Here is a 14,093-nt window from a genome sequence, read left to right as displayed (position 1 = left end):
CTATTAAGGGTTATTACTTTGCAATTTATCGCACTTACTTCTATCGGAATCGAAAATTTATTGGTTGATGAACTAACAGAGCTTGGCGCAGTTGTCTCTAAGCAAACTGTGGGTTCTGTTCGTTTTGAGGCTGACTCATTACTGGCGCAAAAGGTGTGTTTATCAAGCCGTTTTGCTACGCGTGTGCTTATGCTTATCGAAGAAAAAGAAGGCGTTAACGACAAAGATAGCCTATACAAATTTGCTCGCTTACAACCATGGCAAGAGTGGTTTGGTCCTACACAAACATTTGCCGTTGATTTTAATGGTACAAATGACTCACTTAAAAACACTCAGTTTTCAGGACTAGTGATTAAAGACGCCATTGTAGATTATTTCAATGATTTATATGAGCAGCGCCCAAATGTAGATAAACAAGATGCAAACGTGCGCGTTGTTGCGCGTCTTAATCGCCATGGCGTTTCAATGTATATTGACTATTCTGGCCCGCGTTTATCTGAGCGTGGTTACCGTCAAGGTCAAGGTAAAGCGCCAATTAAAGAACATTTAGCCGCTGCACTTATTAAACGAAGTGGTTGGCTTGATAATGTAAACCAACCTTTATTTGACCCATGTTGTGGTGCCGGCACTATTTTAATAGAAGCTGCGGGCATGGCACGCAATGAAGCCCCTGGTTTATTTAGAGAAGGGTTTGCTTTTGAGCGTTTGCCAAGCTTTAGAGCTGCTAAATTTAAACAACTTCGTGAAGAGCTATTAGCGCAAATTACCGATCCTAAATTATGGTTAATTGGTCACGATTACGATGCGCAGGTACTCGATAAAGCCATAGCAAATGCTGAGCGCGCTGAGCTTGATACTGTTATTAAATTTAAACAAAGCGATGCGACTAAATTAACACCCGTTGCTAAATTACCTGGGGTCGTTATTTCAAACTTACCTTATGGCGAACGGATTGGCTCTATGGCTGAGCTTGTAAATTTACACCGTAGTATGGGTGTTGGTTTTAAAAAGCACTTTAACCACTGGAAACTTGCTTTACTGGGCATGGATGAGAGCTTATTTAAACTGTTAAAACTAGTTAGGCTTAAACGTTATAAGTTTAAAAATGGACCGCTTGATGTTGAGCTTAATTTGTATCAATTAGATGATAAGCAAGTTAGTTTGACGACTGAAGATAAGCCAGCACTTAACTTTGAAGGCTCTATGTCGTTTGCTAATCGTTTGAAAAAGAACAAGCAAGGGTTAAAAAACTGGCTGAAGCAAAATGAGGTTCAAGCGTATCGTGTATATGATGCTGATATTCCAGAATACAACGTAGCCGTAGATGTATATGGCGATTCGGCTGTTATTTTTGAGTATGCAGCACCGAAAGAAATCGATGAAAAAACATCAGATAAACGTCTTCAAGATGTGATTAGCTTAACAGCACAGCAGTTAAAAATTTCACCAGAAAACATTGCTGTAAAAGTACGTAAAAAGCAAAAGGGTGAAGAGCAATATACACCTATGGCAAAGCAAAATCGTACAATGGTAGTTGAAGAATTTGGCGCAAAATTCAAAGTTAATTTGTTTGATTATTTAGATACAGGCCTGTTTTTAGATCACCGTTTAGTACGTCGTTATATTCAAGAAAATGCTAAAGATAAACGCTTTTTAAATTTATTTGCGTACACAGGAAGCGCATCAGTGCATGCAGCGCTTGGCGGCGCAAAGGCTATTACTACAGTTGATTTATCTAAAACCTACTTAAAGTGGGGACAAGATAACTTTGATTTAAATAATATAAGCAATACACGTTATCGTTTTGAGCAAGCCGATTGCTTAAAATGGCTTGAGCACGCAACAGCACAATACGATTTAATATTTTTAGATCCGCCTACGTTCTCTAATTCTAAACGTATGAAAGATGCATTCGATGTGCAAAGTGATCATATTAAGTTACTAACTTGGGTTAAAAAGATTTTAAGCCCTTCAGGTACCTTAATTTTTTCTAATAACAAGCGTGGGTTTGTTATGGATGAAGTAGGCTTAATTGGTTTAGGTTTAAAAGCAGTTAATATTTCTGAAAATACATTATCGCCAGATTTTAAGCGCAACAAAAAAATTCACAATAGCTGGTTAATTACGCATGGCTAAATGGGTTTTGTATCATACAGATGGATGCCACTTGTGCGAGCAAGCTGAGCAACTAGTTACTAATTTGCTTGATACCTCAAGCTCATTAGAATTGGTTGATATAATTACTGATGAGCAGCTTATTAACAAGTATCAAACACGTATTCCTGTATTAAAAAGTGAACAAGGCCTGCAACTATATTGGCCTTTTAGTGCACACAGTGCACGTGAATTTATGACGCAAGCAGATTAAGAGCAAATAAGAACTATGGATTTAATTAGAATTTTAAAAGCACAACTTGCCTTTGGCACTCATGCGTTACTTAATAATGCGGATGCTGTAATTGAAAGCGGCGAGCGAGTGTGTATTGTTGGCCGTAATGGTGCTGGTAAATCAACACTTTTAAAAATACTCGATGGCCAAGTTATTCTTGATGATGGTGAAATTAACCAATTAGGTGGATTAAAAATATCTCGCTTAGAGCAAGATCCACCAAAAGGCGCCAGTGGTACAGTATTTGATTACGTAGCCCAAGGTATGCCTGAGATTGCTAATTTGCTCATTGATTTTCATCATGTTAGCACGCAACTACAAACTGAATGTACAGATAAATTACTCAATAAACTTGAACGTTTATCAAATCAGTTAGAGGCGGCTGATGGATGGCGTTTTGATAGCCGTATTCAATTAGTATTAACGCAATTAGAATTAACACCTGAAGCAAAGCTTGAGTCTTTATCGGGTGGGTGGTTGCGTAAAGTTGCACTTGCTCGCGCACTTGTAAGTGAGCCTGATTTATTATTACTTGATGAGCCAACGAACCATTTAGATATGGCAAGTGTAATGTGGCTTGAGCAATTTTTAAAAGAGTTTAAGGGTGGGATTGTATTTATATCGCATGACCGTGCGTTTATTCGTGCTGTTGCCACTCGTATTTTGGACTTGGATCGCGGGAAACTTATATCTTACCCTGGTGATTACGCTACGTACCTTGAACAAAAAGCACATGATTTGAAAGTTGAAGAGAGTCAAAATGCGTTGTTTGATAAGCGACTTGCCGAAGAAGAAGCCTGGATCCGTCAAGGTGTGAAAGCAAGAAGAACACGTAACGAAGGACGTGTACGTGAACTTAAGCAACTTAGAAACGAGCGTAAACAACGTGTAGATCAAGTTGGTAAAACAGATTTTAATATTGAAACAGCTGATCGCTCAGGTAAGTTAGTTTTTGAAGCCAAACATTTGAATCATGCATTTAAAGACAAAGTAATTGCTGATGATTTTTCTACTTTGGTTATGCGTGGTGATCGTATAGGTTTAGTGGGTCCAAATGGTATAGGTAAAACAACACTCTTAAAGCTTTTGTTTGGGGATTTAGAAGCCGATAGCGGTGTAATTAAGCAAGGTGTAAATCTAGAGTTTGCTTATTTTGACCAATACAGACAAAAATTAGATGAAGAAGCGACTGTTCAAGATAACGTGGCAGAAGGTAAGCAAGAAGTAATGATGGGCGGGCGTTCTCGTCATGTACTTGGTTACTTACAGGACTTTTTATTCCCGCCAGCTCGAGCTCGCACGCCTGTTAAAGCGCTCTCTGGTGGCGAAAAAAACAGATTGCTACTGGCAAAACTTTTCTTAAAGCCATCTAATATTTTGGTACTCGATGAGCCAACCAATGATTTAGATATTGAAACGCTAGAATTACTTGAAGATATTATTAATCAATATCAAGGTACGGTCTTAATAGTTAGCCATGACCGTGAGTTTATTGATAATACATGTTCAAGTGTTTGGGCATTTGAAGGTAACGGTAAAGTAACGGATATCGTTGGTGGTTACAGTGATTATGAAGCCTATGTTAATTATCTTGCTGAACAAGCTAAAACAGCACAACAGCAGCCTGTAAAAAAAATTGAAAAAACAGCGCCTGAACCTGTAGCTAAAGCAGAAAGTAAAAGCAATAAACTCTCTTACAAATTAAAACTTGAATTAGAGCAACTACCAAATAAAATGGAACAACTTGAGGCTGAAGTAGAAGCTCAGCAAATAATTGTGAGTGACCCTGACTTTTTTAAACAAGACAGTGACGTTACCACTAAAGCATTGAACCATTTAGCACAACTTGAGTCTGACCTTGAAGCTGCCTTTGAGCGCTGGGAAGAACTTGAAGAATTAAAGAATCAGTAGTAAGGACTAAAATGAAATATAAATTACTCGCTGCCAGTATTTTAGCGACATTAAGCACATCTGCAACAAGTGCTACTTACCAGTTAAGTGAATTAGGGACTCTTGAAGACGCTAAATATTCTTACGTATCAGATGTAAGCGAAAGCGGGCATATTATAGGCTTTGCAAACGGCTTATATAACTTGCCAATCGATACCAGCTACATAGACTTTGGTGAAAGTGTAGTTGAAAGTGCATACGACAGCGAAGAAGCGGCATACGAACTAAGTGATAAAGAAATTACATTTACACTAGATGATATTGATAATAATGATGCTGTAAGTACAAACCCAGATGCCCATAGCTTTATGGTTAGCTTTTTATCGAGTTCTTCTTTAGGTATTTCAACTAACTTCGAATACCAAAAACTAAGCTCTTTAATTGGGGTTGTATTTTCAGATGAGCAAGTAACAGAGCAACCGTTATTTGATATAGCATCTGTCGATTATGATGGCTTAACACGCTCAACAACAAATATTTTTAATGCAGTTAGTGAAGATGGCGTAATGGTTGGTTGGGGCAGCGCGCCTTATGACAAAGTATCTTTTACACCTGATGACGAAGATGATGCTGAAACATGGTTCACCCATGAGTTTATTGAACGTGGTGTCGTGATAAGTTCAACTGGCGTACAAGTACCTCTAGAGCCAGAATTTAATGAATATGGCGGTACGAGTCGCGCAAATGATATTATTAAAACGAACAGTGGCTACACAGTTGTAGGTAATGCATCTATCGATATTCCACTTGAAAGAGAAGAAGATATCGAAGATAACTGTGATAATGAAGATGAGCCAACATCCGTTTGTATTAACTTATTAAACTCTAATATTTCTCGAGGTTTATTTAATAAACGCGCAGTTAAGTGGGAGCTTGATGAGTCTTTAAATATCACTTCATTTGAAGAGCTAGGCTTAGCGCTTGCTCCTGATGAAGATGAAACTGAAGACGATGCATTTACAAGTACTGCTTTAGCAATAAATGAAAATGGTGTAATTGTAGGTTCTTCAAATACACGTTATTACAAAGATGACGATACAATTATTACTATGCCTGTATATTTTAAAGATGGGGCAGTAACTGATTTTATAGATCAGGAAGATGATTGGATTTCTGGTAGTGCAGTTGCCATCAACGATAACGACGTTATAACTGGTAACGCAGTTAAATTTATTGAGGGTACAAGAAGAAGTAAATTTTTCTATCATGATATTGAAACGGGTAATACTGTGTTTCCAACAGATTATTTCTCAAGTTCAAGCTCATACGGTAATGATATAAACAACCAAGGTTATATTGTTGGTGAAGGTGAAGTAGGTGTTTCTGATAATACACGCCGAAAAGAAGCCTTTATTTACAAAATTGGTGAAGATACCATCACTAATTTAAATGATTTATTGCCTTGTTATGATACTGATGGTGAAACTGACTACGGTTACACTATGGTAGAAGCAACATCAATTAATGAAAATAATGAAATTTTTGGTACAGCGACTAAAACGGTTGAAAAACGCGATACTTTAGGTGGTATTGAAACCGATGTTAACGGTGAAATTGAATACGAAAGTGTTGCAATCGCGGTAAAACTTACGCCTATTGCTAATGGTGAAGTAGAAAATTGCGCTGCACCTGAGGCTGAAGAGTACGAGCGTAGCTCTGCAAGTTTCCCTTGGTATACATTATTACTATTACCATTAGTTGGCTTAAGACGTGTATTTCGATTCTAAGCACTAAAATATTAGTTACAAAAAAACCAACTTAATAAAGTTGGTTTTTTTTCGTCTATAATAAATATTAATTATTTTTACGAGCGAGCCATGCCTTTTTAACAGAGCGGCGCCAAATTATATCAATACCAAAATACGCGATGATAGAAGCTATGGAAGCACATACTAAAGAGCCTAATAAGAATGCCGGGCCAATAGTTTCAATACTTTGTAAAAACCACTCCCAACTCGCTTCAAATACGAAGTGTTGCTCAGGTTGGTTTAGAATTAAAGTACCCACTAAATACGAACCATAAAAAATAGGCGGCATAGTCAAAGGGTTGGTTAGCCACACTAAAGCAACAGAAATAGGCATATTAACTCTAAATAATATAGCGCCAGCTGCGGCTAAAACCATTTGAAAAGGGACAGGGATGAAGGCAAAAAATAACCCGACTGCAAACGCGCCTCGTGCGGAGCGTCTATTTAAATGCCAAAGATTTGCATCTTGCAATAGGCGTCCAAATATTTTTAGCATTTTATGATGCCTAATTGTATTTGGATCAGGTAAAAATCTTTGGATCGTTTTTTTAGCCATTTAAAGCAACCATTTACATCTGTGTGGATATGTCTTGGGTTTGTAATTGGTTGTGTAACAACCGTATTTTATTACCAAACTCTCGAATTCACAATATTCACAATTTCCATTGTTATTGTAAGCGCTTATTTTAAGCCGTTTTCAAACGTATTGTTAGGCTTTATTTGCGCAATTTGCTGTGTAGGTATCAATTTTTATGCTTTTTATAGCTTTGAAATACCAAAACAGGATGAAAAGTATGCGCTTAGTTCTACTGTTAAAATTGAAGAGATAATTTCTTCTAAAGCACCTCAATATATAAAAGTTAAAATCTTATCTTTAGAGACAAATACATTCTCGCGTTTTAGAGCTCCAAAAGCTTTGCTGAGTGTAAATACACAAGATGTTTTATACGTAGGTGATGAGTTTTCTGCTTCACTAAATTTGAAGTATTTTAGAAGCAATAAGAACTTTTATGTATTTGATAGTGAGCGCTATGCATTTATAAATAGAATTTTATTTAAAGGTAAAGTTCTTAATAAAAAGTTAGAAATAAAACATAACAATAATAAAAGCTTAATTTTAAGCTATCAAAATTTTTTAAAAAACACCTATAAGCATACAAAGTTGCTGTGGCTTTATTATGCTCTTCTTAGTGGAGATAAGTCTTTAATGAGTTTTGAAGACAAACAACTTATGCAATCACTTGGGCTAAGTCATTTATTAGCTATATCTGGATTGCATATAAGTTTGATTTTTGGCTTGGCTTATATATTTACGCGCTTTGTGTTTATAAAAATAAACCTGTTATTTGATCAATCAAAAAATTTATCTATTTATTACAGTCTTTCAGGCTTTTTAGCCGCTTTTATATATGTTTATTTAAGCAACTTTTTAGTGTCAGCGACACGTGCGTTAGTTATGTTAGCGTGTTATTTATTACTGTACTTTATCGCCAAACAGCCTCTTAGATGGCGAAGTGTTTTATTCGCGCTTGTGATTGTTCTTGCAATAAACCCATTTTATTTATTGAATCCTGGACTCTATTTTTCTTTTTTAGCCGTGGCTATTATTTTTATTGTTATCAGCAAATTACCAATAACAAATACGCGTTTAAAAAGTAAAGTACTGGCTTTAATTGTCATTCAATTTGGCTTGTTTTGTGGGTTACTGCCACTATCTTTATATTTTTTTAATGGAGTGAGCATAGCGGGTTTGGTTATCAATTTAGTGGCAATTCCAGTGCTTTCAATAGTTATTTTACCCTTATTAATCGTGTTTACTCTCTTAAGTAGTTTTATAGATATAAGCTTAATAATTCAATTTTTTGACCATGGGGTACATCATTTATTTAATCTACTTAATCAGATACCTGAAGTACTTAGATGGCTTAGTACTGGGCAAGTGAGTTTAACCTTTGTTGTATTTTCGTACGCTACAATGCTGCTATTGTATTTATTACCTTTTAAGTGGTTGGCTTTATTACCTATTGCTGCAATTACGTTTAATTATTTTGTAAAAAATAAGCCTTTGTGGCAATTACATGTTTTTGATGTAGGCCACGGGTTAATGGTTTTAATTGAAAAAGATAAACACGCACTCGTTTATGATTTTGGACCCAGCTATTTTAATCGATACAGTCGTACAAGGAGTATTTTATTACCTTATATAAAAGCTAATAAATTAAACGTGGACACTGCCATTTTGAGTCACGAAGATAATGACCATGCTGGCGGGTTAAAGCATTTTATAGATGCAGGATATAAAACAACGCTTATGCAGTTTCACTCTAAAAGTATAAGTGATGCATGTGATGAAAAAAGTATAAATTTTCGAGGGTTAACAGTACAAACTTTTAGCAGTAGTAAGTTTAATAACGAAAATGATGATTCATGTGTAGTTAGGGTATTTAATCATAACCACAGTGTATTACTTACGGGTGATATATCTAAATCTCGAGAGGCTCTACTAGTTGCTTCAAAAAACCACTTGCAAAGTACTGTAATGTTGAGCCCACACCATGGGAGCGATACATCATCGAGCAGTGAATTTATTAATGCGGTAAAACCTCAATTTGTTATTCATTCAAGTGCTTACAAAGGTCAGTGGGAATTTCCAAAGCCTTCTGTAGTAACGCGCTATAAAGAGGCTGGCGCCAAACAATTTACAACAGGTAAACTTGGACAAATAACTGTTAAATTTTATTCACATGATTTGGTTATAGAAACAGCAAGAGAGCAGGAAAGTTATTGGTTTATCAAAGATTGACGTTTAGTTTTCTCTCATCGGAGGATACAATACAGGTTGTTACTGTATTTAGAGAGTGTTATGGATCAAAGTACTACACAAATATATAAACGTTTGATTTCTTACGTTGGCGATTACAAGACTGTCGCTATCGTCGCAATTATAGGCATGATTGGATATTCAGCAATGGACGCTTTATTTATTCAATTAATGAAGCCGTTTATTGATCAAGGCTTGAATCAACGTAATACAGAAGTTTTAAAGTACGCACCTTTTGTAGTAATAGCGTTAGTATTAGGGCGTGGTATTTTTAACTTTATGTCCTCGTATTGTTTAAGCTATGTAGGTTCACAAGTAGTTCGCTCTTTGCGCCAACAGTTATTTGAGCACATACTCCATTTACCTGTGTCCTTTCACGATAAAAACTCAACCGGTGATTTAATTTCAAAAATCACTTTTGACACAGAACAAGTTCAGCAAGCAATTACTAAAGCGTTACTTATAGTTGTACGCGAAGGGGCTTTTGTAGTCTTTTTACTGGGTGTAATGTTTTATACCAGTTGGAAGCTTTCACTAATATTTTTAGTCATCATTCCACTTGTAGCGGTAATAGTTGCTGTAGTATCTAAACGCTTTCGCCACATATCTAAAAATATTCAATCCGCTATGGGGCAGGTTACCCGTAGTTCTGAGCAAATGCTTAGCGGCCATAAAGTGATTCATGGATTTGGCGGGCAAGACCAAGAAGTAAAGCACTTTTCAAAGATCAATAACCATAACCGCCAGCAGCGAATTAAAATGGATGCGACAAAAGCGTTAAGCGTATCAATTATTCAAATTTTAGCAGCAAGTGCTATGGCCGTTATTTTATGGGCCGTATCGCTACCATCAATGATTGATACTATTACGTCTGGTGATTTTATGGCGCTTATTGCATCTATGATGATGTTACTTCGCCCACTTAAACAACTTGCTAACGTTAATAGTGATATGCAGCGTGGTATTTCTGCCGCGCAAAGTATTTTTTTAGTGTTAGATGAAGACATTGAAAAAGATACCGGCACCGTTTCAGTCGATAAAGTTAAAGGTTTAATTGAAGTTAAGAATGTAACTTTCAAGTACCCAACTAAAGATGAAGCCGTTTTAAACGATTTATCTTTAACAATTAAAGCTGGTGAAAATATAGCGTTAGTTGGTCGCTCAGGGTCTGGTAAATCAACTATTTCAAACTTGTTACCCCGCTATTATGATTTACAGCTACCAAGTGAAATTTTACTTGATGGTATTCCTCTACAAGATTATAAATTAACAGATTTACGCCGCCAATTTGCTTTAGTATCTCAGCAGGTGGTGCTGTTTAACGACACGATTGCAAATAACATTTGTTACGGTATTCAGCGAAATGTATCTGATAAAGAATTAGATCAAGTAGTTAAACAAGCCCATGTTTGGGAGTTTGTAAAAGATTTACCAGAGCAGCTTAATACAATGGTGGGTGAAAACGGTGTAATGCTTTCTGGTGGTCAACGCCAGCGAATAGCTATAGCTCGCGCAATTTTAAAAGATGCGCCAATTTTAATTTTAGATGAAGCTACATCTGCACTAGATACAGAATCTGAAAAATTAATTCAGCATGCGCTTGATACATTAATGAAAGATAAAACGTCTATTGTAATAGCACACAGGCTTTCTACTATTGAAAACAGTGACCGTATTTATGTAATTGATAATGGTCGTGTTATAGAAAGTGGTGACCATAATACCTTACTTGCTAATGACGGCACTTACTCAGCATTATGTAAAATGCAGTTTGGTGATCAGGCGTGAGTAAAATAGAACAAAGTTGGTTTAAACCATTTGGTCTAATCACGTTTTTGTTATTACCATTAAGTGCTTTGTTTTGGCTCATTTCGTCAATTCGCACAATTTTATACAGTTATAATTTATTAAGTGGTTTTGCATGTAAAACCCCCATTATTGTTGTTGGGAATATTAGCGTAGGTGGGAATGGTAAAACCCCATTTGTGTTATGGCTGTATGAGCATTTAACTAAGCAAGGTTTATCGGTTGGTATTATAAGCAGAGGTTATGGAGGGCAATCTGATAGTTACCCGTTACTAGTAACTGACAACATAACTACGCTTCAAGCTGGCGATGAGCCCATACTTTTATATCATCGTTTAAAATGTCCGATTTCTGTAGGACCAAATCGTCAGCAAAACATTGCCCTATTAGAAGAAAAGTATAAGCTCGATGTCATCATCTCAGATGATGGAATGCAGCATTACAAAATGCCGCGTACTATTGAATGTTGCATTGTTGATAGTCAGCGCCGCTTTGGTAATGGCTTATTGATGCCAGCGGGGCCGCTACGTGAAACAACAAAGCGTTTAAATAGCGTAGATATTGTTATTGAAAACGGGGGTGATGCAAACAATAGCTATCAATTGCAAACGAGTGCTCTTTGCTCAGTTAATTCGGGTGGTGAAACTAAAACTAAAATAACCCAAGCACATGCAGTCAGTGCAATTGGTAATCCACAACGATTTGAAAACTCTCTTAAAGCACTGGGTATAAAGTTATTATCAACCCATCACTTTAGAGACCATTATGCTTACAGCGCTGATGATTTTGAGCAATTTGGTGAGCAGAGCATAGTAATGACTGAAAAGGATGCGGTAAAGTGCCGCTCTTTTGCTAAAGCTAACTGGTATTATTTACCAGTCGATGCAAAGCCTACAGATATTGTTATAGACAAATTAAATTTATTATTAAAAGAAAAAGGAATACTAAATGGCCTTTGATACAAAGTTACTTGAAATAATTGCTTGCCCAGTATGTAAGGGAAAATTACGTTTTGATAAAGATAATAATGAGTTAATTAGCACAGCAGCTAAACTTGCTTATCCTGTACAAGACGATATTCCAGTATTACTTGAAAATGAAGCCCGTGAGTTATCTTTAGAAGAGATTGAAAAGTGGAATTCGTAGTTATAATACCTGCTCGTTATGCATCTACACGCTTACCAGGTAAGCCTCTTGCTGACATATGCGGTAAGCCTATGGTGCAACATGTATATGAAAAAGCCTGCTTATCGGGTGCGAGCAAAGTTGTTATAGCAACCGATCATCAAAAAGTATTTGATGAAGTCAGTCGTTTTACGCGTGATGTTGTAATGACTCGTGAAGATCATCAATCGGGTACTGAGCGTTTAGCTGAAGTTGTTGATTCATTAAAACTTAATAGCGATACGATTGTAGTTAATGTTCAAGGTGATGAACCATTGCTAGCGCCAGAAAATGTATCTCAAGTGGCTTCACTTTTAAATGATTCAAGAGCACCAATGGCCACGCTTAGTGTTGCTATTGAAGAGCAAGATGAAGTGTTTAACCCAAATGCGGTTAAAGTGGTCAGTGACATAAATAAAAATGCATTGTACTTTTCACGAGCGAGCATTCCGTTTGATAGAAATGCAATGATGACAAAAGGTAGTGAGCTTCATTTAGCCCCTTTTCAGCGCCATGTGGGTATTTACGCTTACAGGGCTGGGTTTATTAAGCAATATATTGAATTGAGCACCTCTCCTTTAGAGGTTTTAGAGTCACTTGAGCAGTTACGTGTTTTATACCATGGTTTTAATATAAAAATAGAGCAAGCTCATGTTACGCCACATGCAGGCGTCGATACGCCTGAGGATTTAGAAAAAGTAATAGCCTATTTAAAAAGTAGCAATGCGTGAATGACCTTTTGTACACACCCTTGAATATTATTTTTACACATAGCGACTTTTATATATTCGAAAAGCCAGCAGGGCTAAATTTTCATTCTGAAGATGGCCCTGGCCTCGTTGTACTCGCTGAGCAGCAAACGGGCGAAAAGTTATTTGCTGTTCATCGCCTTGATAAAGTCACATCTGGACTCATTATTTTAGCGCGAAATAAAACATCTGCGGCTAAGTTTACAGCTTTGTTTACAAACCACGCTGTTGATAAATATTATCTTGCTGTTAGCGATGCTAAGCCTAAAAAAAAGCAAGGTTGGATAAAAGGAGATATGGCTAAATCTCGTCGTGGTATGTTTAAACTTCTTACTAGTAAAGTAAACCCTGCCATTACACGTTTTTATTCTTTAAGCTATAAAGCTGGTTATAGAGCTTATATTTTAAAGCCATATACAGGTAAAACACACCAGCTTAGAGTGGCATTAAAAAGTTTAAGTGCTCCCATATTAGGAGACACACTTTATGCGGGTTCAACTGCTCCGCGTACTTATTTACACGCATTTGCATTGAGTTTTGAATGGAAAAGTGAGTGTATGCAATTTACTTTATTCCCCGACGAAGGGGATGAATACAAAATATTAAATAAACATCAAGATTTTAAGGCTTGGCAGTCGCCATGGCAATTGGATTGGTAAATGAGTGAAAAAGTAACTGATATCCGTTTTGGCGGTATTAAACGTTTATATGGTAACCAGCAATTTGATTGGTTACAAGAGGCCCACTTTTGCGTTATTGGCATAGGTGGAGTAGGAAGTTGGACCGCTGAAGCTTTAGCGCGTACAGGTATCGGTAAAATCACACTTATCGATTTAGATGATATTTGCGCAACTAATATAAACAGACAAATTCACGCACTTAGCGGGACTGTAGGTCAAGCTAAAGTAGATGCGATGAAAACTCGCTGCGAACTGATTAATCCTGAGTGTGAAATTAACGTAATTGATGACTTCATTACTCTTGATAATATTCAAGAGCACATTCAAGGTTTTGACTATGTGATTGACTGTATAGATGCAGTTAAAGAAAAAGCCGCTTTAATTGCTCACTGTAAGCGTAATAAACTACCTATTATTACAACGGGTGGGGCAGGCGGGCAAACAGATCCTAGCCAAATTACTTTTGGTGATGTAGCAAAAACTACGCAAGACCCACTATTAGCTAAAGTACGTTACATATTACGTAAGCAATATAACTTTAGTACCAACCCAAAACGCAAATTCAATGTTGATTGTGTTTATTCTACAGAGCAGCTAGTCTATCCTGGAAGCGATGGTAGTGTTTGCCATGCAAAGCAAAGTGCAGATGGCAGTATGAATATGGATTGTAATAATGGTTTTGGCTCTGTAACTATGATTACAGGGAGTTTTGGTTTTTTTGTAGCAGCTAAAGCTATCCGAAAATACTTAGATAAAAAGCAGCGTTTGCAGGCTTAATACCAATCC

At 36.7% G+C, this 14,093-nt stretch carries 12 protein-coding genes; 11 read left to right on the top strand and 1 reads right to left on the bottom strand.

Going from position 1 to position 14,093, the window contains the following annotated elements:
* Positions 1 to 18 precede the first annotated feature (18 nt).
* Genes rlmKL through ATS74_RS17505 form a run of 4 tightly spaced genes read left to right on the top strand, consistent with a single transcriptional unit; the run spans position 19 to position 6,066 of the window.
* On the top strand, positions 19 to 2,136 hold the full coding sequence (gene rlmKL / locus ATS74_RS17520; RefSeq protein WP_058550149.1) for a bifunctional 23S rRNA (guanine(2069)-N(7))-methyltransferase RlmK/23S rRNA (guanine(2445)-N(2))-methyltransferase RlmL: 2,118 nt from the start codon (positions 19 to 21) through the stop codon (positions 2,134 to 2,136).
* A complete protein-coding gene (locus ATS74_RS17515; protein ID WP_058550148.1) occupies positions 2,129 to 2,368 on the top strand; it encodes a glutaredoxin family protein in 240 nt (79 codons plus the stop codon). Before rlmKL ends, ATS74_RS17515 begins: the two co-directional genes overlap by 8 nt.
* Positions 2,369 to 2,383: 15 nt before the next feature.
* Positions 2,384 to 4,300 carry an ATP-binding cassette ATPase Uup gene (gene uup / locus ATS74_RS17510; protein WP_058550147.1) on the top strand — a complete coding sequence of 639 codons (1,917 nt, stop codon included), beginning with the start codon at positions 2,384 to 2,386 and terminating at the stop codon, positions 4,298 to 4,300.
* Positions 4,301 to 4,311: 11 nt separating this feature from the next.
* Positions 4,312 to 6,066 (top strand): DUF3466 family protein, encoded by a 1,755-nt coding sequence (locus tag ATS74_RS17505; protein ID WP_058550146.1) that lies wholly within the window; start codon positions 4,312 to 4,314, stop codon positions 6,064 to 6,066.
* Positions 6,067 to 6,133: 67 nt separating this feature from the next.
* Here the strand turns inward: ATS74_RS17505 and ATS74_RS17500 are convergent, their stop codons facing one another.
* Complete coding sequence (locus ATS74_RS17500) at positions 6,134 to 6,643, bottom strand: DUF2062 domain-containing protein (protein ID WP_058550145.1); 510 nt, start codon at positions 6,641 to 6,643, stop codon at positions 6,134 to 6,136.
* Here ATS74_RS17500 and ATS74_RS17495 point away from each other — a divergent pair.
* From ATS74_RS17495 to tcdA, 7 genes are read left to right on the top strand one after another with little or no spacing between them, the layout of a single operon-like run.
* Positions 6,623 to 8,890, top strand: coding sequence for a DNA internalization-related competence protein ComEC/Rec2 (locus ATS74_RS17495; protein WP_058550144.1), 2,268 nt, complete (start codon positions 6,623 to 6,625; stop codon positions 8,888 to 8,890). The two genes, ATS74_RS17500 and ATS74_RS17495, sit on opposite strands and share 21 nt — an antisense overlap.
* A gap of 60 nt (positions 8,891 to 8,950) precedes the next feature.
* Positions 8,951 to 10,696, top strand: a complete 1,746-nt coding sequence (msbA, locus tag ATS74_RS17490; protein ID WP_058550143.1) for a lipid A export permease/ATP-binding protein MsbA — start codon at positions 8,951 to 8,953, stop codon at positions 10,694 to 10,696.
* Positions 10,693 to 11,673 carry a tetraacyldisaccharide 4'-kinase gene (gene lpxK / locus ATS74_RS17485; RefSeq protein ID WP_058550142.1) on the top strand — a complete coding sequence of 327 codons (981 nt, stop codon included), beginning with the start codon at positions 10,693 to 10,695 and terminating at the stop codon, positions 11,671 to 11,673. Before msbA ends, lpxK begins: the two co-directional genes overlap by 4 nt.
* On the top strand, positions 11,663 to 11,860 hold the full coding sequence (locus ATS74_RS17480; RefSeq protein ID WP_058550141.1) for a Trm112 family protein: 198 nt from the start codon (positions 11,663 to 11,665) through the stop codon (positions 11,858 to 11,860). Before lpxK ends, ATS74_RS17480 begins: the two co-directional genes overlap by 11 nt.
* Positions 11,848 to 12,609: a 3-deoxy-manno-octulosonate cytidylyltransferase gene (kdsB, locus tag ATS74_RS17475; RefSeq protein ID WP_058550140.1), complete on the top strand. Its 762-nt coding sequence runs from the start codon at positions 11,848 to 11,850 to the stop codon at positions 12,607 to 12,609. Before ATS74_RS17480 ends, kdsB begins: the two co-directional genes overlap by 13 nt.
* A complete protein-coding gene (locus ATS74_RS17470) occupies positions 12,606 to 13,286 on the top strand; it encodes a TIGR01621 family pseudouridine synthase (RefSeq protein ID WP_058550139.1) in 681 nt (226 codons plus the stop codon). The genes kdsB and ATS74_RS17470 overlap by 4 nt, the downstream gene beginning before the upstream one ends.
* Positions 13,287 to 14,084 carry a tRNA cyclic N6-threonylcarbamoyladenosine(37) synthase TcdA gene (tcdA, locus tag ATS74_RS17465; RefSeq protein ID WP_058550138.1) on the top strand — a complete coding sequence of 266 codons (798 nt, stop codon included), beginning with the start codon at positions 13,287 to 13,289 and terminating at the stop codon, positions 14,082 to 14,084.
* Positions 14,085 to 14,093: the final 9 nt, after the last annotated feature.

The sequence above is a fragment of the Pseudoalteromonas sp. H103 genome (assembly GCF_001469205.1).
GTDB classification, from domain to species: Bacteria; Pseudomonadota; Gammaproteobacteria; order Enterobacterales; family Alteromonadaceae; genus Pseudoalteromonas; species Pseudoalteromonas carrageenovora.
The sequence above is the reverse complement of the archived record's forward strand: the minus strand, read 5'-3'. Positions and strand labels throughout refer to the sequence as shown.